Annotated in this window: 17 protein-coding genes; 8 read left to right on the forward strand and 9 right to left on the reverse strand. The window is 73.2% G+C overall.

Annotation, left to right across the window (positions count from 1 at the left end; all coding sequences use genetic code 11):
• Positions 1 to 4: 4 nt before the first annotated feature.
• Together FBY22_RS38475 and FBY22_RS38480 are read left to right on the forward strand one after the other, a co-directional pair.
• Complete coding sequence (locus FBY22_RS38475) at positions 5 to 421, forward strand: Zn-ribbon domain-containing OB-fold protein (RefSeq protein WP_142154568.1); 417 nt, start codon at positions 5 to 7, stop codon at positions 419 to 421.
• Positions 418 to 1,194, forward strand: coding sequence for an enoyl-CoA hydratase/isomerase family protein (locus FBY22_RS38480; RefSeq protein WP_142152817.1), 777 nt, complete (start codon positions 418 to 420; stop codon positions 1,192 to 1,194). Before FBY22_RS38475 ends, FBY22_RS38480 begins: the two co-directional genes overlap by 4 nt.
• Positions 1,195 to 1,352: 158 nt before the next feature.
• Here the strand turns inward: FBY22_RS38480 and FBY22_RS38485 are convergent, their stop codons facing one another.
• Both FBY22_RS38485 and FBY22_RS38490 read right to left on the reverse strand, forming a co-directional pair.
• Positions 1,353 to 3,683, reverse strand: coding sequence for a PQQ-binding-like beta-propeller repeat protein (locus FBY22_RS38485; protein ID WP_142152819.1), 2,331 nt, complete (start codon positions 3,681 to 3,683; stop codon positions 1,353 to 1,355).
• Between the two features lie 183 nt (positions 3,684 to 3,866).
• Complete coding sequence (locus FBY22_RS38490; RefSeq protein ID WP_142152821.1) at positions 3,867 to 4,601, reverse strand: VOC family protein; 735 nt, start codon at positions 4,599 to 4,601, stop codon at positions 3,867 to 3,869.
• A gap of 135 nt (positions 4,602 to 4,736) precedes the next feature.
• On the opposite strand from FBY22_RS38490, the gene FBY22_RS38495 reads away from it, so the two are divergent.
• Entirely contained in the window at positions 4,737 to 5,372 is a 636-nt protein-coding gene (locus FBY22_RS38495; RefSeq protein WP_142154570.1) for a TetR family transcriptional regulator, read from the forward strand.
• Positions 5,373 to 5,437: 65 nt separating this feature from the next.
• Here FBY22_RS38495 and FBY22_RS38500 read toward each other — a convergent pair whose 3' ends face one another.
• Positions 5,438 to 5,908 carry a nitroreductase family deazaflavin-dependent oxidoreductase gene (locus tag FBY22_RS38500; protein ID WP_142152823.1) on the reverse strand — a complete coding sequence of 157 codons (471 nt, stop codon included), beginning with the start codon at positions 5,906 to 5,908 and terminating at the stop codon, positions 5,438 to 5,440.
• Positions 5,905 to 7,089 carry an acyl-CoA dehydrogenase family protein gene (locus tag FBY22_RS38505; RefSeq protein WP_142152826.1) on the reverse strand — a complete coding sequence of 395 codons (1,185 nt, stop codon included), beginning with the start codon at positions 7,087 to 7,089 and terminating at the stop codon, positions 5,905 to 5,907. Before FBY22_RS38505 ends, FBY22_RS38500 begins: the two co-directional genes overlap by 4 nt.
• 76 nt (positions 7,090 to 7,165) lie before the next feature.
• Here FBY22_RS38505 and FBY22_RS38510 point away from each other — a divergent pair, with 76 nt between their 5' ends.
• A complete protein-coding gene (locus tag FBY22_RS38510; protein ID WP_142152828.1) occupies positions 7,166 to 8,338 on the forward strand; it encodes a thiolase C-terminal domain-containing protein in 1,173 nt (390 codons plus the stop codon).
• Between the two features lie 10 nt (positions 8,339 to 8,348).
• On the opposite strand, the gene FBY22_RS38515 is transcribed toward FBY22_RS38510, so the two are convergent.
• Positions 8,349 to 9,677, reverse strand: coding sequence for a hypothetical protein (locus FBY22_RS38515; protein WP_142152830.1), 1,329 nt, complete (start codon positions 9,675 to 9,677; stop codon positions 8,349 to 8,351).
• Between the two features lie 412 nt (positions 9,678 to 10,089).
• Between FBY22_RS38515 and FBY22_RS38520 the strand changes: the two genes are divergently transcribed.
• Positions 10,090 to 10,755 carry a pyridoxal 5'-phosphate synthase gene (locus FBY22_RS38520; RefSeq protein WP_142152831.1) on the forward strand — a complete coding sequence of 222 codons (666 nt, stop codon included), beginning with the start codon at positions 10,090 to 10,092 and terminating at the stop codon, positions 10,753 to 10,755.
• 4 nt (positions 10,756 to 10,759) lie between these two features.
• Here FBY22_RS38520 and FBY22_RS38525 read toward each other — a convergent pair whose 3' ends face one another.
• From FBY22_RS38525 to FBY22_RS38540, 4 genes are read right to left on the reverse strand one after another with little or no spacing between them, the layout of a single operon-like run.
• A complete protein-coding gene (locus tag FBY22_RS38525; RefSeq protein ID WP_142152833.1) occupies positions 10,760 to 11,623 on the reverse strand; it encodes a GNAT family N-acetyltransferase in 864 nt (287 codons plus the stop codon).
• Positions 11,624 to 11,663: 40 nt separating this feature from the next.
• Positions 11,664 to 12,266: a GNAT family N-acetyltransferase gene (locus tag FBY22_RS38530; protein ID WP_142152835.1), complete on the reverse strand. Its 603-nt coding sequence runs from the start codon at positions 12,264 to 12,266 to the stop codon at positions 11,664 to 11,666.
• An 8-nt stretch (positions 12,267 to 12,274) separates the two neighbouring features.
• On the reverse strand, positions 12,275 to 12,679 hold the full coding sequence (locus tag FBY22_RS38535; RefSeq protein ID WP_142152837.1) for a Zn-ribbon domain-containing OB-fold protein: 405 nt from the start codon (positions 12,677 to 12,679) through the stop codon (positions 12,275 to 12,277).
• A complete protein-coding gene (locus FBY22_RS38540; protein WP_142152839.1) occupies positions 12,679 to 13,128 on the reverse strand; it encodes a DoxX family protein in 450 nt (149 codons plus the stop codon). The genes FBY22_RS38535 and FBY22_RS38540 overlap by 1 nt, the downstream gene beginning before the upstream one ends.
• Positions 13,129 to 13,323: 195 nt before the next feature.
• Between FBY22_RS38540 and FBY22_RS38545 the strand changes: the two genes are divergently transcribed.
• From FBY22_RS38545 to FBY22_RS38555, 3 genes are all read left to right on the forward strand, one after another.
• Positions 13,324 to 14,898, forward strand: a complete 1,575-nt coding sequence (locus FBY22_RS38545) for a subtype B tannase (protein WP_142154572.1) — start codon at positions 13,324 to 13,326, stop codon at positions 14,896 to 14,898.
• A gap of 160 nt (positions 14,899 to 15,058) precedes the next feature.
• The gene (locus tag FBY22_RS38550) at positions 15,059 to 16,246 is read left to right on the forward strand and encodes an NAD(P)/FAD-dependent oxidoreductase (protein WP_142152841.1); all 1,188 of its coding nucleotides are present in this window, start codon (positions 15,059 to 15,061) and stop codon (positions 16,244 to 16,246) included.
• Positions 16,247 to 16,417: 171 nt separating this feature from the next.
• Positions 16,418 to 17,908: an FAD-dependent oxidoreductase gene (locus FBY22_RS38555; RefSeq protein WP_142152843.1), complete on the forward strand. Its 1,491-nt coding sequence runs from the start codon at positions 16,418 to 16,420 to the stop codon at positions 17,906 to 17,908.
• Positions 17,909 to 17,922 lie beyond the last annotated feature (14 nt).

Below are 17,922 nucleotides of genomic sequence, written 5' to 3' on the forward strand. Positions count from 1 at the left end.
CGCGATGCTGACCCCCGTCACCGACACCGACGGCGCCCCCTTCTGGGGCTACGCCCGACAGGGCGAACTGCGCGTGCAGGCCTGCGCCGACTGCGGCGAGCCGCGCTTCCCGCCCCGTCCCTGCTGCCCGCACTGCCAGTCCTTCGCCACCGAGTGGCGCCGCACGGAGGGCCACGGACGCATCTGGTCCTACGTCTTTCCCCACCCACCGCTGCTGCCCGCCTACGCCGAGCAGGCCCCGTACAACGTGATCGTCGTCGAACTCGCCGACGCCCCGCGCGTCCGGCTCGTCGGCAACCTCGTCGCCGAGGCGGGGGCGCGGCTGGACTCGGTGCCGCCCGAGCGCATCCGGATCGGCGCGAAGGTCCAGGTCGTCTTCACCGACGGCGGACTGCCCCAGTGGGTCCTGGAGCGCCCATGACGACGACCGTGCGCCTGGCCGCCGACGAGGACACCGGCGTCGCCGTCGTCACCCTCGACCGGCCCGAACGCCACAATGCCATCGACCTCACCATGCGCGACGAACTCCGGCAGGTGTGGCGGGAGTTGCGGTTCGACGACTCCGTACGGGCGGTCGTCCTGACCGGCGCCGGGGAGCGGGCCTTCTGCACCGGCCTCGACCGGGACGCCGTGGTCCCCCAGCCCTCCTCCCCCTACATGGCCGACGACCCGCTCCTGCGGGTGGGACCCAAGTCCAACGACCTGTGGAAGCCGGTGATCGCCGCGGTGACCGGCATGGCCTGCGGGGGCGCCTTCTACCTCCTCGGGGAGTCGGACTTCCTCGTCGCCGACGCAACCGCCGCCTTCTTCGACCCGCACACGACGTACGGCATGGTCAGCGCCTACGAGTCGGTGCTGCTGGCCCAGCGGATGCCGTACGGCGAGGTCGCCCGGATGATGCTCATGGGGACGGCGGAACGGATCTCCGCCGAGCGCGCCCACGCCATCGGCCTGGTCTCCGAACTCACCGCCCCCGGCGAGGCGTTGGCGGCGGCGACGCGGTGCGCCACCGTGCTCGCCGGGTATCCCGCCGAGGGCGTCCAGGGCACCGTGCGGGCACAGTGGGCGGCCCGGGAGAACGCCGTCGCCGCCGGGTTCGCGCAGGCACCCCACCTGATCGCGCTCGGCAACCTCCCCGGCGAACGGCAGGCGGAACTGTTCGCCGGACGGCACAAGGAGTTCCGGACGCGTTAGGCGTCCGCTCGACACCGGGCCGTACGCGCGCGGCGTCACCGTCCCACTCGCGGCACCACCGCAACGCATGGCGGTCGTCGTGCACCGGGCGTAGCGTCGGGGGGACGGCCGCCGTCCACACCCTTCCGTCAGCCGGCACGACGGCCATCACCGACGTCTCACGCGGTGCGCGCGGTTCCCGTGCCCTTCTCCGCGTCCAGCGCGTACACGCACCGGTCCTTGCTGCACGCGTACACGACCCCGTCGCGGACCACGGGCGAGCCGGTGATCTCGCCGCCGGTCGCCAGCTTCCAGCGCAGCCGGCCGTCGTCGGCCTTCAGCGTGTACAGCAGGTGGTCGGTGGAGCCGAAGTGGATACGGCCCTCCGCGACGGCCGGGGCGCCGACGATGTCGCCGCCCGCCTGGAAGCGCCACTTGGGCGTGCCCGTGACCGCGTCCAGGGTGTAGAGGCCCTTGCCGCTGCCGACGTGGACGTGGCCCGCCGCCACCAGGACCGGGTCGATCGAGGAGCGGGACTCGGTGGCGATGCGCCAGCGGTCGCGGCCGTCGGCGGCGTCGAGGGCGTAGACCGTGCCGAGGTAGTCGGCGAGGTAGATGCCACCGCCGGTGACCGCCGGGCCGGGCGCGAAGGCGGGCGGGGAGAGGAAGACCGCCGGGGCCTCGAAGTGCCACTTGACGTGGCCGTTCGCGATGTCGAGGGCCACCACGCGGGTGCCGGCGGAGACGTACGCGTAGCCGTCGGGCGCGGGCGTCACCCGGACCGGGACGCCGCCGCAGGAGGCCGCGTCGCCGATCGGGTAGGACCAGCGCTCGTCGCCCGTGCGGGCGTCCAGGGCGCGCAGCCGGGCGTCCTGCCAGACGTAGACCGTGCCCTCGTGGACGGCGGGCCCGGCCTCCGGCGACTCGAAGTCGGTCTGGGCGCCGGTGAGCTCCCACAGCTTCTGCCCGTTCGAGGCCTCCCAGGCCTGGACGCCGCCGCCGCGCGTGCCGGTGACGACCGTGCCGCGGTCGGCGTGCAGGGAGTACACCCAGGCGTCCGTGGACAGCCGCCACAGGTCGGCGCCCTCCCGGCAGTCCAGGGCGAACAGCGTGGGCCCGTCGGAGGCGTGGATACGGCCGTCCGCGACCGCCATCGACCAGGCGACGTCCCGGGTCTTGAAGCGGCGCCGCCCGGTGGCCACGTCCAGGGCGTGCACCTCGAAGGAGGTGACGTAGACGAGGTCGCCGGAGACCGACGGGGTGCCCCAGACGTCGTTGGACATGCGGAACCGCCAGGGGCGCCAGCCGGCCGCGGTCTCCGGGACCGCGGGCGCCGGCACGGCGGGGCCCACGGCGGGGTCGGTGCCGTTGACGCCCGGGCGGGCCTTGGACCAGGAAGCGGCCAGGGCGGCCTCCGGCGGGGGTGCCTTGACGGCGGCCGAGCGGACGTCGGCGACCCGCGGGCCGGGACCGATGGGCACCTGGGCACCGGCCAGCCGGACCGGGCCGGTGTCGGGGGCGCCGACGGGGACAGGCGCCGGGTCGTGCGAGGGCGGCGGCGGGATGGGGGCGGGGGCGCCTTGACGGCGGCCGGGGCCCTGCGGCGCCGGGCGGCCACCGCGGCCCCGCGCCTCGATCAGGGCGACGGCCTTGTCGGGCAGCCACGCCGAGGCCGTACCGCTGTCGTCGGAGCCGGAGCCGAACAGGTGCGGGGCGAGCTGGGCCTGAAGGTCGGCCGGGTTGGGGCGGGCCGTGGCCTCCATCTGCATGCAGGACTCGATGAGCGGGCGCAGCTCGTCCGGCAGGCCCTCCAGGTCAGGGCCCTCGCGCAGCAGCATGAAGACCGTCTCGACCGGGTTGGCGCCGTGGAAGGGCGGGTGGCCGGTGGCGGCGAAGACCAGCATCGAGCCGAGCGAGAAGACGTCGCTCGCGCCGGTCACGCTGCGCGAGTCCTTGGCCTGCTCCGGGGACATGTAGGCGGGGGTGCCGACGGCGACGTTCGTCATGGTCAGACGGGTGTTCGAGACACCGGAGGCGATACCGAAGTCGATCACCCGGGGGCCGTCCTCGACCACCAGGACGTTCGATGGCTTGAGGTCACGGTGGACCAGCCCGGCGCCGTGGATGGACTGCAGCGCCTCGGCCACGCCGGCGGCGAGCCAGCGCACCGCCTGGGCCGGGAGCGGCCCGCACTCGTTCACTATCTCCTCGAGCGAGGGCGCGGGGACGTACGCGGTGGCCAGCCAGGGCACGGCAGCACGCGGGTCGGCGTCGACGACCGCGGCCGTGTAGAAGCCGGAGACCGCCCGGGCCGCCTCCACCTCTCGCGTGAAGCGCACGCGGAAGAGCTGGTCCTCGGCGAGCTCGGTCCGGACCGTCTTGATCGCCACGCGCCGGCCCGACGCCGAGCGCGCGAGATAGACCAGCCCCATGCCGCCGGCTCCCAGCCGTCCCAGCACCTCGAACGGCCCGATCCGCCGCGGATCGTGCTGCGTCAGCTGATCCACCACTCTGCCTGCCACCTCCCCGTACGAGCCGCGCCAGTCACATGATTACGCGACCGAAGTGCAGCGTCTCACCACCGCACCGCCATGGCGGCACGCACCCCGATTCTTCCTGGCCCGGGCACCTGTGGCGAACCCGGGCGTGAATCGGGGTGTCTCACCCCAAAACAGCACGATTCCCGGCTCGGCTCAGCGCTCGGGTCGCTCCAGTACGGCGAACGAGGCCCCTTGATTGTCGGTGACGACCGCCACCCTTCCGTACGACGTCTCGAATGGTGGTGCCTGGACACGGCCGCCGAGCCGGCCAACGGTGCCGAGGACCTCTTCGCAGTCCTCGACCGCGAAGTGGACGAGGAAGTGCGGCGGCATCTCGGCCGGGAAGACCTCGGAGACGGCCGCCCGCCCGAAGTCCGGCTCGGCGTCCGGCCCGAACAGGGCGTCGTGGAAGAGCTCACCGTAGAAGGTGTTGGCGGCCTCGGTGTCGCGGGCGTACAGCTCGGCCCAGGCGAAGGTGCCCGGCTCGTGCCGCCTGCCGAAGCCGGGGTGGCCGCCCGGCTCCCAGAGGCCGAAGACGGCGCCCTCGGGGTCGGTGACCAGCGCGGTCGTGCCCAGGTCGCCCACCGGGACGGGCGCGGTCACGACCTGGCCACCGGCCGCCCAGACCCGGTCGGCCAGCGCCTCCACGTCCGGCGTGCAGAAATACACCGTCCAGACGGTGGGCAGCCGCCCGTCCGCCTTGCGGGCGAGCGCGGCCACCGGCTCACCCCGCTGGTGCGCCCACACCGAGCCGCCGTAGCGCTGTTCCTCGAAGGTCCACCCGAAGAGCTCACCGTAGAACCGCTTGCCCGCCTCGACGTCGGGAAGCTGCGCGTCCACCCAGCAGGGGACGCCCTCTCCGTACGCGGATGCCCTGTTTTCGGCCATACCGCCAAACTAACGGCGTCTCACGCACCCCGCAGGACCAGGCACACCTGCCTCCACACCCCCGTGCACCCCATTTGCAGTCGGCCGAATCGCGCTCCGATCACCCCTCGGTAAGCTGACGGCATGACAGGACAAGTGCGTACCGTCGACGGCCGTGTGGCCGGCCGGCGTGGGCAGGCGACCCGGCAGAAGCTGCTCGACTGCCTCAGCGAGATGCTCAGCTCCTCCCCCTACCGGGACGTCAAAGTCATCGATGTCGCCCGGAAGGCGGGGACTTCACCCGCGACCTTCTACCAGTACTTCCCGGACGTCGAGGGCGCCGTCCTGGAGATCGCCGAGCAAATGGCCACCGAAGGCGGCCAGTTGACGGCGCTGCTGGAGGGCCGCTCCTGGGTCGGCAAGGCCGGCTGGCAGACCGCGCAGGAACTCGTGGACGGCTTCCTGGAGTTCTGGCGCAAGAACGACGCGATCCTGCGCGTCGTCGACCTCGGCGCGGCCGAGGGCGACAAGCGGTTCTACAAGATCCGCATGAAGATCCTCAACTCGGTGAACAACTCCCTCGCGGACTCGGTCGCCGAGCTGCAGTCCAAGGGCAAGGTCGACAAGGACGTGAACCCGGCCGCGGTCGCCGGTTCGCTGGTCGCGATGCTCGCGGCCGTCGCCTCGCACCAGAAGGGCTTCCAGACCTGGGGTGTGAAGCAGGCCGAACTGAAGCCGAACCTGGCGCTCTTGGTGTACCTGGGCGTGACGGGCAAGAAGCCGACCAAATAGGTCCGCGATTGGGTTCAAGTCCTGTCTGGCAGGCGGCGGTTCACCCGGTGAGCCGCCGCCTGCCGCTATCGCCGGCCGATCCGGAAGACCCTGATCTCCCGCTCCACGCGCTCCTGGTAGGTCGCGTACGGAGGCCAGAAGACGAGCAGCCGCTTCCACACGTCCGCCCGTTCCCCGCCCGTCAGCAGCCGGGCGCGCACCGGGACGTCCTCGCCCTTGAAGCTGATCTCCGCGTCCGGGTGGGCGAGGAGGTTGTGGGTCCAGGCGGGGTGGTCGGTGCGGCCGAAATTGGAGCCGACGAGGATCCAGCTCCGGCCGTCGTCCTCGGGCATGCACGCCAGGGGCGTGCGGCGGGGCAGCCCGCTCTTCGCGCCGGTCGAGGTCAGGATGACGCCGGGCAGCAGCTGGGCGCTGAGGATCACCCTGCCGCGGGTCATCCGGTGCACGGCGCGGTCCAGCGCCGGCACGACATGCGGGGCCACCTTGGCGAAGCCCCTCGTCGACGAGATCCGCTGCACCACACGTTCGCCGATCACACCGCCACCTCCCGGTCCTCGAAGAGTCGCGCGGCGTCGGCCGCGTGCGCCCGCAGCCGGTGCACCGGCCCGAACAGCAGTTCGTCACCGGCGGCCCGCTTGAAGTACAGGTGCGCCTCGTGCTCCCAGGTGAAACCGATGCCGCCGTGCAGCTGGATGCCCTCCGCGGCGGCCCGGCGCAGGGCCTCCAGCGCCTGCGCGAGCGCCAGCCCGCCCACGGGCTCGCGGCCGGCGGTGGCCCAGGCCGCGTAGTAGGCCGCCGACCTCGCCGCCTGCACCCCGACGTAGACGTCGGCCAGCCGGTGCTTGACCGCCTGGAAGGAGCCGATCGCCCGCCCGAACTGCTCCCGCTGCCCGACGTACTCCACGGTCCGCTCCAGCGCCCGGTCGGCGGCCCCGACGGCCTCGCAGGCCAGCACGGCGGCGGCGGCGTCGCCCACGGTCGCGAGGGCGCCCAGGACGTCCGCGCCGTCCTCGCCGAGCAGCTCACCCTCCACGTCGCGCAGTTCCAGGCGGGCCTGCGGCCGGGTGACGTCGAGCGCGGTCTGCCGTACGCGCACGAGGCCGTCCGCGTTCCCCCGTACGAGGAACAGGAGGGTCCGTGACCGGGCGTAGCCGCCGGTGTGGGCGGCGACCAGCAGCAGCCCCGCACTGTGCCCGTCCAGCACCTGCTCGACCTGCCCGTACAGCAGCCACCGCTCCCCCGCCCGCCTGGCCTGCACTCCCCCGGCCCGCCCGCCGCCGGCCCACTCGCCGCCGTTGTCGCCGGTCAGCGCGAGCGCGGTGGCGAGGGAAGTGCCGGGGACGGCTAGGGCGGCGGTCAGGGCGCCGGCGGCGAGGCGGGGCAGCAGGGCGGCGCGCTGGGACTCGGTGCCGAGGGCGAGGACCAGGGGCGCGGCCAGGGCGCAGGTCGCCAGGAGCGGGGTGGGCGCGAGGACCCGGCCGGTCTCCTCGGCGGCCAGGGCGAGCTCGGCCGTCGAGCAGCCGACCCCGTCGTACGCCTCCGGGAGGGCCAGGCCGGGCAGGCCGAGCCGGCCGGCGAGGAGGGGCCACAGGGCCGGGTCGTGGCCGTCCGGGGTGTCCAGGGCGGCGCGCAGCGCCTCGGGGCCGCAGCGTTTGCGGAGCAGTTCGCGCAGGGTGCGGCGGATCTCGTCCTGTTCGGCGGTGAAGCTCGCGTCCATGGCTCTTCCCTCCGGATCTGACGGTCCGTCATATTAGGGGGGTGGGAACGAGATGCCCAGGGGGAGGAGACCTCTCATGACACGCGGGAGCCGCGGGGTGGCCGTGGTCGGCGTCGCCCTGTCCGACTGCGGGCGCGTGGACGACGCGACGCCGTACGCCCTGCACGCCCAGGCGGCCCGCCGCGCCCTCGCGGACGCGGGACTGCAGCGCCGGCACGTCGACGGCTTCGCGTCGGCCGGCCTCGGCACGCTGCCGCCGGTCGAGGTGGCCGAGTACCTGGGCCTGCGCCCCACCTGGGTCGACTCCACGGCGGTCGGCGGTTCGACGTGGGAGGTGATGGCGGCGCACGCGGCGGACGCGATCGCGGCCGGGCACGCGAACGCCGTGCTGCTCGTGTACGGCTCCACGGCCCGCGCGGACATCAGGGCCGGCCGGCGCACCGGGAACCTCTCCTTCGGCGCGCGCGGCCCGCTGCAGTTCGAGGTCCCCTACGGCCACACGCTCATCGCCAAGTACGCCATGGCCGCCCGCCGCCACATGATCGAACACGGCACGACGATCGAGCAGTTGGCGGAGGTGGCCGTGCAGGCGAGGGCGAACGCGGCCCTGAATCCCGACGCCATGTTCCGCGAGCCGGTCACGGTGGACGAGGTCCTGTCCGGCCCGATGATCGCCGACCCGTTCACCAAGCTGCACTGCTGCATCCGCTCCGACGGCGGGGCGGCGGTGCTGCTGGCGGCCGAGGAGTACGTACGGGACTGCCGTACCACCCCCGTCCGGGTGCTCGGCACCGGGGAGCACGTCAGCCACGCGGCGATGTCGGAGTGGACGGACTTCACTGTGTCACCGGCGGCGGTGAGCGGGCGGCTGGCGTTCGAGCGGGCGGGCGTGCGGCCCGACGAGATGGACTTCGCGCAGATCTACGACGCCTTCACCTACATGACCCTGGTGACCCTCGAGGATCTCGGGTTCTGCGGGAAGGGGGAGGGCGGGGCGTTCGTGGAGAAGGGCCGCCTGCGGGTGGAGGGCGGGGAGCTGCCGGTGAACACGGACGGGGGCGGACTGTCGGCGCAGCACCCGGGGATGCGGGGGCTGTTCCTGCTCGTGGAGGCGGTACGGCAGCTGCGCGGGGAGGCCGGGGCGCGTCAGGTGCGCGGACGGGACGGGCAGGTGCCGCGGCTCGGGGTGGCCTCGGGGACGGGCGGCTGGTTCTGCTCGTCGGGGACGGTGGTGCTGGGGCGGGACTGAAACCCGGCGGTCACTCGCCGACGGTGATCACGGCCAGGTCGTCGGCCGGATCGTCGTCCCGCCTGCCCCGGTCCCACGCGGCGCTCGGCTTGCCGTCCCGCAGGAGCAGCCGGCCGGTGCCCGGCTCGCCCAGCAGGGCGGTGAACTCGAAGGTGCGCGTACCGCCGGGCTTCAGCGGGCCGACGTCACAGGTGTAGGTGAAGTCGGCGGAGTCGCAGTAGGGCTGGTACACGCCGTCGTCGTACTCCTCCATGGGCTGCTTCACCATGGTCGTGCCGGGCGGCGGCTCGAAGACCAGGCGGGCGACGGCGCCCGCGTCCCCGGGGCCGTCGTTGCGGACGGTCAGCCGGAAGGTGCGTCTGGTGCCGGGGGCGCCGTGCAGGGCGACGTCCTCGACCGCGTAGTCGGCGTGGGTGTCCAGGGCGACGTAGGTGAAGCCGCCGCCCTTGACCCAGGGCCCGCTGGGAGCCGTCCCGGGCTCGGCCGCCAGGGTGGGGCCGTCGCCGCGGTCGCCGCCCTTGGGGGTGGTGCCGTAGTGGCGGCCCAGGGCCAGGGCCCACACGTCGTGGCGGAACGAGGTGTACATGTGGGTCTTCGAGGCGCGCAGTCGCACGGCGGGCCGCAGGACGACGGTCCGGCCGGGGTCGATTCGCAGGCCGGGGAACTCACAGACCGCGATGTGGTCGTGGTAGGGCTCCGGGTAGCGGCAGTTGGCGTACTTCTCGGCGAACTCCATCTCGCCTGCGCCGAGTTCGAGACCGACGCCCTCCACGGGCACCTCGCCCGTGTTGCGGATCACGACCGGCTCGGTCAGCTCGGCCCCCGGGCGGACGTCCGTGAGGAAGGCGCGGGTGAGGGCTTCGAGGACCGGTTCGCCCACGACGGCGCGGGTGCGCGCGGTGAGCTTCCTGCCCTTGGCCGTGGTGTACGTGAACCGGACGACTCCGGTGTCCCCCGGCCTGCTGCCCTTGGCGGCCACCGGGGAGACGCGGGGGCTGTCGCTCCAGTTGTCGTACTCGGCACCCACCTCGCAGGTCACATGGGTGGGGCCGCCCCGGCAGTTCCCGCTCCTGCGCAGGGCGACGGCCTTCTCCGAGCCGGGCAGCACGTCGGCGGTGAGGGTCCGGCCCTCACGCTCCCGGCCGCCGGTCCCGTCGGTGGCGGAGAGGTGGAAGGGGAGCTTGTCGTGCGGGCCCGAGGTGTCGCCGACGGGGCGCAGGTGGAAGGTCCCGGGAGCGGTGAGGGAGGGGCCGGGGCTCGGGTCGGGGCCGGAGACGCAGGACGTGAGGGACGCGAGAAGCAGACCGGCGACGAGCGCGCCGCCCCAGCGAGTCCTCACCCTCGTCCCGCCTTCCTCCGCGCGCGCCTTCCCGGCCAACCTACCGCCGTGCGGAGTTGGCCGGCGGGGCGGCCGCGGTGGCAGTCGTCCGAGACGGCGATCCGAGCGGGGTGCCGGTCGTGGTCGGAAGCCGAGAGCCCCGGCCGGGGCGGGCGGCATCCCCGGGGGAGGTGTCCAGTCGTGGGGCGCCGGTCGAGACGGTGCCGCGCCGGAACAATCGCCCGCGCGCAGGCGGGGCAGGCCGCCGCCGCGGGATGTCGGGCCGTACCCGGTCACCGCCGGTGAGGGGCCCGGGCGACGGCGAGCAGCACTGCCCACCGCCCTGGTCCGGTGGCCGGAGGGGGTTCGTGTGCCGCGGGCGGAGGTGGCGGGTGAATCGTTCGGTGCGGGCCGGCGAGGCGATACTCGGCGCATGAGCGAGGATCTCCACGAACTGCTGCGGTCGCTCCGGGTGTGGGACCCGGAGGTCACCGACCTCCGCCCGTTCGACCCGGCCGGCGCGCCCGACGAGCCCCTGCCCCTGTTCACCGCCTGGTTCGCCGAGGCGGTGGCGGACGGTCAGCCGGAGCCGCACACGATGTCCCTGGCCACCTCCGGCGAGGACGGCGAGGCGGACGTACGGATCGTGATGCTGCACGGCGCGGACGCGGACGGCTGGACGTTCGCGACGCATGCGAGCAGCCACAAGGGCAGGCAGCTCCGGGCGCGGCCGTACGCCGCCCTCTGCTTCTACTGGCCGCGCCTGGGCCGCCAGGTCCGCCTCCGCGGCCCGGTCACCGCCGCGCCCTCGGCCGAGTCCCAGGGCGATCTGCACGCCCGCTCCACCGGCGCCCTCGCCGCGGCCCTCACCGGCCGCCAGAGCGAGGTCCTGGGGTCGGTGGAGGAGTTGGCGCGGGCCTCCGAGGCGGCCTGGGAGCGGGCCCGGCAGGAGCCCGGCGCGCCCGTGCCGTCCTGGACCCTGTACCGACTGCGTCTGCAGGAGGCGGAGTTCTTCCAGGGCGACGAACGGCGCCGGCACGTGCGGCTGAACTACCGCCTCCAGGAGGGCCGTTGGGTGAAGGAGCTGCTGTGGCCGTGAGCGCTCAGGTCCCGGTGAAGCCGTAGACCGTGAAGTCGGCCACCGGGCGGTAGCCGATGCGCTGATAGAGGGCGTTGCTGGTCGGGTTGGCGAGGTCCGTGAACAGCAGCACCTCCTGCGCGCCCGCCGCCAGCGCGGCCCGGCTGACCTCGGCCGTGACCGCCCCCGCGTATCCGCGGCCGCGCAGGTGGGCCGGGGTGTAGACGGGTGCCACGCGGATCTGGCCGGCGACCGGCGGCGTCACCCCGGCCATGGACAGGGGGGTGCCGTCGGTGTCCTCCCAGAAGGTGACCCCGCCGTAGGAGAGGCGGGCGTCGGCACACCGGTCCGCGGGCACCGTCGCATGGGCGCCGACGGCCTGCGTGAACTCCTCGTGCCAGCGCTCCAGTTGCCGCCGGTCGGCCTCCTGGGCCACCCGTGGCCGGCCCTTCGGCACGGGTCCCGGTTCCGTCAGCGTGCCCAGCCGGTACAGCCGGTGGCGTTCGCGCTCCGCCGCGGTCCCGCCCGTGTGCCGCTGCCAGGCCTCGGCGAGCGCGCGGGCGGTGGCGGCCTCGCCGTTGACCCCGGCCAACGGTCGTCCGAGGCCCGCCAGATGGACGGCCAGGGCGTCCGTCTCCTCGGGAGCGAGGGCGGTCACGTACAGCTCGTAGGGAGGGGTGCAGAAGTAGGCGGCACGGACGGTGCCGTCCCTCTCCAGCACACCGAAGTACGGGGCCTCGCCGCCGTAGTGGGCCGCTCCGCGGGTGCGCAGGCCCTCGGTCACCGTCAGCGGGACGGTGTGCAGGGCGGGGCGGGAGCGGAGGAAGGCCCCGGCGCGCGTGAGGAAGGCGTCCAGGTCGTCGAGGGAGTACCAGTCATCGGGCCGCATGCCCCATGGTCGCCCGGACCCGGCGCCCGGCGCCTCCGAATTACAGCTCTTCCGGCTCCGCGTCCGTCGCCAGGCGGCCGTGCAGGTGCATGTCACGGAACGCGTCCTGCCGGCCCGCCTCGAACATCGCTCCGCGCAGCGTCCCCTCGTACCGGAAACCGCACCGCTCGGCGATCCGGCAGGAGGCCTCGTGGCCGAGGGCGTGGTCGAGTTCCAGCCGGTGCAGGCCGAGTTCGGTGAACGCCCAGCGGGACGCCACGGCCAGGGCGCGGGTGGCGACCCCGCGCCCGCGCGCCTCGGGCAGCACCCAGTAGCCGACGCGGGCGTTGCTCAGCGCGTGGTTGATGAGGTTGAGGCCGATATGACCGAGGACGGTGCCGCTCGCGGAGTCGGTCACGCAGTAGGAGACCCCGGTGCCCTCCGCCGCGCTCAGTGTCTTCGCGCTCAGCGACTCATGGGCCGACTCCAGGTCGGTGACCGGCCTGAGCGGGGTGTTCCAGCGCCGGAAGTCCGGGTCGGTCAGGCCGCGCAGCCAGTTCGCGACGTCGGTCTCGCTGCGGGCGTCCCACGGCCGCAGGCGCAGGCCGTGCCCGTGCAGGACGGGGAAGGGCGAGAGGGTGTGCTGTTCGTCGACGCGGGGCATCGCCCCATTCAAGCCGCTGTGCCGGGTCCGCGCGGCCGGAACACCGGCACTCCCTCCCGGAACGCCACCTCGAGCTCCAGGCCGGCGGCCGGCTCCGCGCACCCCACGACCTCGGTCATCATCCGCGGCCCCTCCGCGAGGTCGACCACGGCGGCGACGTACGGCGTGCGCTCCCCGAAGGGCGGCAGGTCGTTGCGGTGCACGACCGACCAGGTGTAGAGCGCGGCCCGCCCGCTCGCCCGCTCCCAGACCACGTCCTCGCTCCAGCAGTACGGGCAGAACTCCCGCGGGTAGTGGTGCGCCCGCCCGCAGGCCCCGCACCGGCGGATGAGCAGCCGGCCCTCGGCGGCCGCGTCCCAGTAGGCGCGGGTGAAGGCGTCGGCCTCGGGGAGGTCGTGGCGGGCGGAGCCCATCAGAACAGTCCCAGCGCGCTGTCGAGCGACCAGGTCTGCCACGACATCCCGAACAGGCCGACCAGTGACATCAGCGCCATCATCGAGTTCTGCCCCTGCTCGGCGACCTCGTGGACCATGAGGGTGAAGTAGAGGACGTTCAGCAGCAGGCCCCCGACCAGGGCGACCGGTGTCAGGAACCCGGCGACGAGGCCGAGGCCGAGTGCCAGTTCCGCGTAGACGACGACGTACGCCATCGCGCGCGGCCGGGGCGCCACCATGACCTCGAAGCCGGAACGTACGGCGTTCCAGCGGTGCTTGGCCGCGATGTCGGCCGCCCACCTGATCCCGGTCCCGCGCTCGAACCAGGCCTTGCGGTCCTTGTGCCGCCAGCTCTCCAGCCACCACAGCCCGAGTCCTATGCGCAGCACGGCCAGCCACTGCGCGCCCGTGAGCCAGATCGAGTCCATGACATCTGACGGTACGTCAGATACAGCGATCCCGGAAGCCGCCCGTGCGTTGCCCGTGAAGCTGTGGGGTCGCCATGAATCCCCTCGGATTGTTGGCAATTTTGTCTGCACTCTCGCTAGCTTCACAGACGCAACCCGCCTACCGAGGGAGACGAAACCGTGAAGCACAGGGCAGTCAAGCGCAGGACCGTCGTGATGGGCATCGGCGCCACGGCGGGCGTCGCCGCGGTCGGCGGCATCGCCCTCGGCGCCCAGGCCTCCACCGGCTCCTCGTCGTTCGCGTCCTCCTCCGGCTCGCTGGTCTTCGACCCGGACGGCTACGAGAAGCTGACGACGACGGTCACCGACACCGACGGCGACGAGCACGCGGTGACGTACCACTTCTGGAAGGCGATCACCTATGTCGCCAAGCCGGTGGACGAGACCTACCAGTCCCTGAACGTCAGCGTCCCGGTGGAGATCGACGGCAAGGCGGTCGACGCGAGCGCCGCGCCGATTCTGTTCGCGAACTCCGTCGGCGGCTACATGCCGTCCTCCGTGGCGGACGCGACGGGTGTCGGCGCCGGCGGCATGAGCGGCGGCGCTCCCGGCGGTGTCCCCAGCGGCAGCGCCTCGGCCCCGGGCGCGAACGGCAACAACAACGCCACCGGCGGCGCCACCGCCTCCAACCAGCTCCTCGCCCTGGCCGCCGGCTACGTCGTCGTCGAGCCCGGCGCGCGCGGCCGCACCCTGAAGAACTCCGCCGGCGAGTACTACGGCACCGCCCCCGCCGCGATCGTCGACCTCAAGGCGGCCGTGCGGTACGTCAGGTACAACAAGGGGCGCATCCCGGGCGACGTGGACCGCATCGTGTCGGCCGGCACGAGTGCGGGCGGCGCGCTGTCGGCGCTGCTCGGCGCCTCGGGCGACAGCCCGATCTACGACGGGTACCTGAGGGAGCTCGGGGCGGCCGACGCCTCCGACGCGATCTTCGCGACCGGCGCCTGGTGCCCCATCACCGACCTGGAGCACGCCGACGGCGCCTACGAGTGGAACTGGGGCGCCAACGCCACCCAGTCCACCGGCAAGGTCGTCGACCAGAGCGTGTCGAAGGACCTCGCCGCGCAGTTCGCCGAGTACCAGGCGTCTCTGAAGCTGCGCGGCCTGAACCGCTTCGGCGCGCTGACCGCCCGCAACTACGACGAGTACCTGCTCGAGCAGTACATGCGGCCGTCGGCGACCAGGTACCTCGCCGGCCTGTCGGACTCCGAGCGCGAGACGTACCTGGCGAAGAACACCTTCATCACCTTCTCCGCCGGCAAGGCAACCTTCACCTGGGACGACTACCTCACCCACGTCGGCGCCCGGAAGAAGACCGCGCCCGCCTTCGACGCCTTCGACCTGTCGGCCGGCGAGAACAACGAGTTCGGCGCGGGCACCACGCAGAACCGTCACTTCACCGCCTACGGCGCGAAGAACGACACCACCGGGCTCAGCACCAAGCGGGTCGCCGCCGACATCCCCGAGAAGCTGCACCTGATGAACCCGATGTACCACCTGGTGGACAAGGTCAACGGCCGCCGCTCCAAGCACTGGTGGATCCGCCTCGGCACCAACGACACCGACACCTCGCACGTCATCTCCGCCAACCTCGCGGCCGCCGCGGCCGGGCTGGGCGACGACGTCGACCACCTCTACTACTGGGACCAGGGCCACGGCGCGAACACCGACCCGGGCGACTTCATCGCCTGGATCGCCAAGGTGACGGGCTTCAAGGGCGCGCGGAAGTAGCCCGGCACGGGACCACCCGGGCGGGGCTCCCCCGTACGACCACAACCAGGTGTTCTACGTCACAAGCCCCACCCACTCCTCCTACAGGCGTGATCAATCCGCAACCAATTCCGGTCTTGACCGAGACCCATCAAGCTGGTGCGTGATTACGCTCGCGCTCATGGCCGACTCCACACCGTCCCCGAGCCCCTCGGACCGTCCCGTCTACATCGTCGGCGGCGGTCCGGCGGGGCTCTCCGTCGCGTACGCGCTGCGGGCCCGGGGCATACGCGCCGTCGTGCTGGAGAAGTCGGACCGGGTGGGAGACTCCTGGCGGCGGCACTACGACCGGCTGCACCTGCACACCACCCGGCGGCTGTCGGCCCTGCCGGGGCTGCCGATACCGCGCCGGTTCGGGCGCTGGGCGGCCCGGGACGACGTGGTGCGCTACCTGGAGAAGTACGCCGAGGTGCACGAGCTGGAGATCGTCACCGGCGTCGAGGTCTCGCGCGTGGAGCGCTCCCCCGACGGCACCGGCTGGCTGCTGCACGCCACCGGCGGCCGGGAGCTGACCGGGGCGGCCGTGGTCGTCGCCACCGGCTACAACCACACCCCGTACGTGCCCGACTGGGCCGGCCTGGAGGACTACACCGGCGACTTCGCGCACGCCTCCGACTACCGCAACCCCGAGCCCTACGCCGGCCGTGACGTCCTCGTCGTCGGCGCCGGCAACACCGGCGCCGAGATCGCCGTGGACCTGGTGAAGGGCGGCGCCTCGCGGGTGCGGCTGTCGGTGCGCACGGCCCCGCACATCGTCCGGCGCTCGACGGCCGGCTGGGCTGCCCAGTACACCGGGGTGCTCGTACGGCGGCTGCCGGTCGGGCTCGTCGACCGGCTGGCGCGGCCGCTGGCGAGGCTCAGCGTGCCGGACCTGTCCGCGCAGGGCCTGCCCCGCCCGGACACCGGCCTCTACAGCCGTGCGAAGGACGGCGCCATCCCGGTCCAGGACGTCGGTCTCATCGATGCCGTGCGCAAGGGCCGCGTCGAGGTGGTGGCCGCCGTCGACGGCTTCGAGTCCGGCAAGGTCGTCCTCGCCGACGGCACCCGCATCTCCCCGGATGCGGTCGTCGCCGCCACCGGATACGTCCGCGCGCTGGAGGGCCTCGTCGGTCACCTCGGTGTGCTGGACGACCGGGGCAGACCCCTCGCGCACGGCGCCCGCGCCCCGCAGGACGCGCCCGGCCTGCACTTCACCGGCTTCACCACCCCCCTCAGCGGCACCCTCCGCGAGGTGGCGACGGACGCCGAGAAGATCGCGAAGGCCGTGGTGCGGAACGGCGGGCACACCCTCTCCCGGCTGCCCGGCTGACCTGGGGCCCGACGCCTCGCAGGCCCCGGAAACCCTCAACTCCCTTCCTCAACACTCTCCTTACCCACGTGCCAGATGTGACGGGAGCGTTGAAGTGTGCCGCCCTACCGGGCCAGAATGTGAACACCGCTCACTTTCTGGCTCCACACTCTCTCCACTCGGAGGACGCACGTGGCACGCGAAAGACAGTTCTCCCGGCGTTCCCTGCTCGGCGGCGCCGCCGCGGCGGCGGGCGCCGTGGCCCTCACCAGCACCAGCGCCGGAACCGCCACGGCGGCATCCGCCCGGGACGTGGACGTCGCCGTGATCGGCGGCGGCATCGCCGGCCTGACGGCGGCCCGGAACCTGGTGGCCGGCGGAAGGACGGTGGCCGTCCTGGAGGCCCGGGACCGCGTCGGCGGCCGGGTCGTCAACCTCTCCCTCGCCAACGGCGGGGTCACCGAGGGCGGCGGCGAGTTCATCGGCCCCACCCAGGACCGCATCAAGGCGCTCGCCGACTCGCTGGGCGTGGCCACCTTCACGACGTACAACACCGGCAAGAACCTGCTCTACAAGGACGGCACCCGCACCCCGTACGCCACCGACGGCCTCCTCGGCTCGGTGCCGCCCGTCGACGCGGCCGGCCTCGCCAACGCCGCGATCGTGCAGGCCAAGCTGGACGACATGGCCAAGACGGTGCCCGTCGACGCGCCGTGGACGGCGGCCAAGGCCGCCGAATGGGACAAGCAGACCTTCGAGAGCTGGCTGAACGCCAACGCGATCGTGCCGTCGGCGAAGTTCCTCCTCGACGTGGCCTGCACCTCGATCTTCTCGGCCCAGCCGCGTGAACTCTCCCTGCTCTACGTCCTGTTCTACATAGCGGCCGCCGGCAACGAGTCCAACCCCGGCACCCTGGAACGCCTCACCGACACCGCGAACGGCGCCCAGGAGTCCCGCTTCGTGGGCGGCTCCCAGCAGGTGCCTATCAAGCTGGCCGCCGCGCTCGGCGACCGGGTGGTGCTCAGCGCGCCGGTGCGGTCGGTGGTGCGGTCCGGCGGCACGTACGTGGTGACCGCGGACGGCATCACCGTGACGGCGAAGAAGGTCGTCGTCGCCGTGCCGCTGCCGCTGACCGGCCGGATCGTCTTCGACCCGCTGCTGCCGGCCGCCCGCGACCAGCTGAGCCAGCGGATGCCGATGGGCTCGATCGGCAAGGCCATCGCGGTCTACGACACCCCGTTCTGGCGCGCCGACGGCCTCAACGGCCAGGTCGTCAGCGACTCCGGCGTGGTCCGCTCCACCTTCGACAACTCCCCGCCCGACGCCTCCTACGGCGCTCTGATGGGCTTCATCGAGGCCGACGAGATGCGCGTCTACGACGCCTCCTCCGTCGACGAGGTGAAGGCGGCCGTCCTGAAGGACTACGTCACCTACTTCGGCGACAAGGCCAAGTCGCCGACCTCCTTCGTCCTGCAGCGCTGGGACAACGAGGGCTTCTCGCGCGGCGGTCCGGTCGCCTACGCCCCGCCCGGCGTCCTCACCGAGTACGGCGCGGCCCTGCGCAAGCCGGCCGGCGGCATCCACTGGGCGGGCACCGAGACCTCCACGTACTGGACCGGCTTCATGGACGGCGCGGTGCGGTCGGGCGAGCGGGCGGCGAAGGAGGTGCTCGCCGCTCTGTGATCCGCCGGGTCCTG

The sequence above is a fragment of the Streptomyces sp. SLBN-31 genome (genome assembly GCF_006715395.1).
Lineage (GTDB): Bacteria > Actinomycetota > Actinomycetes > Streptomycetales > Streptomycetaceae > Streptomyces.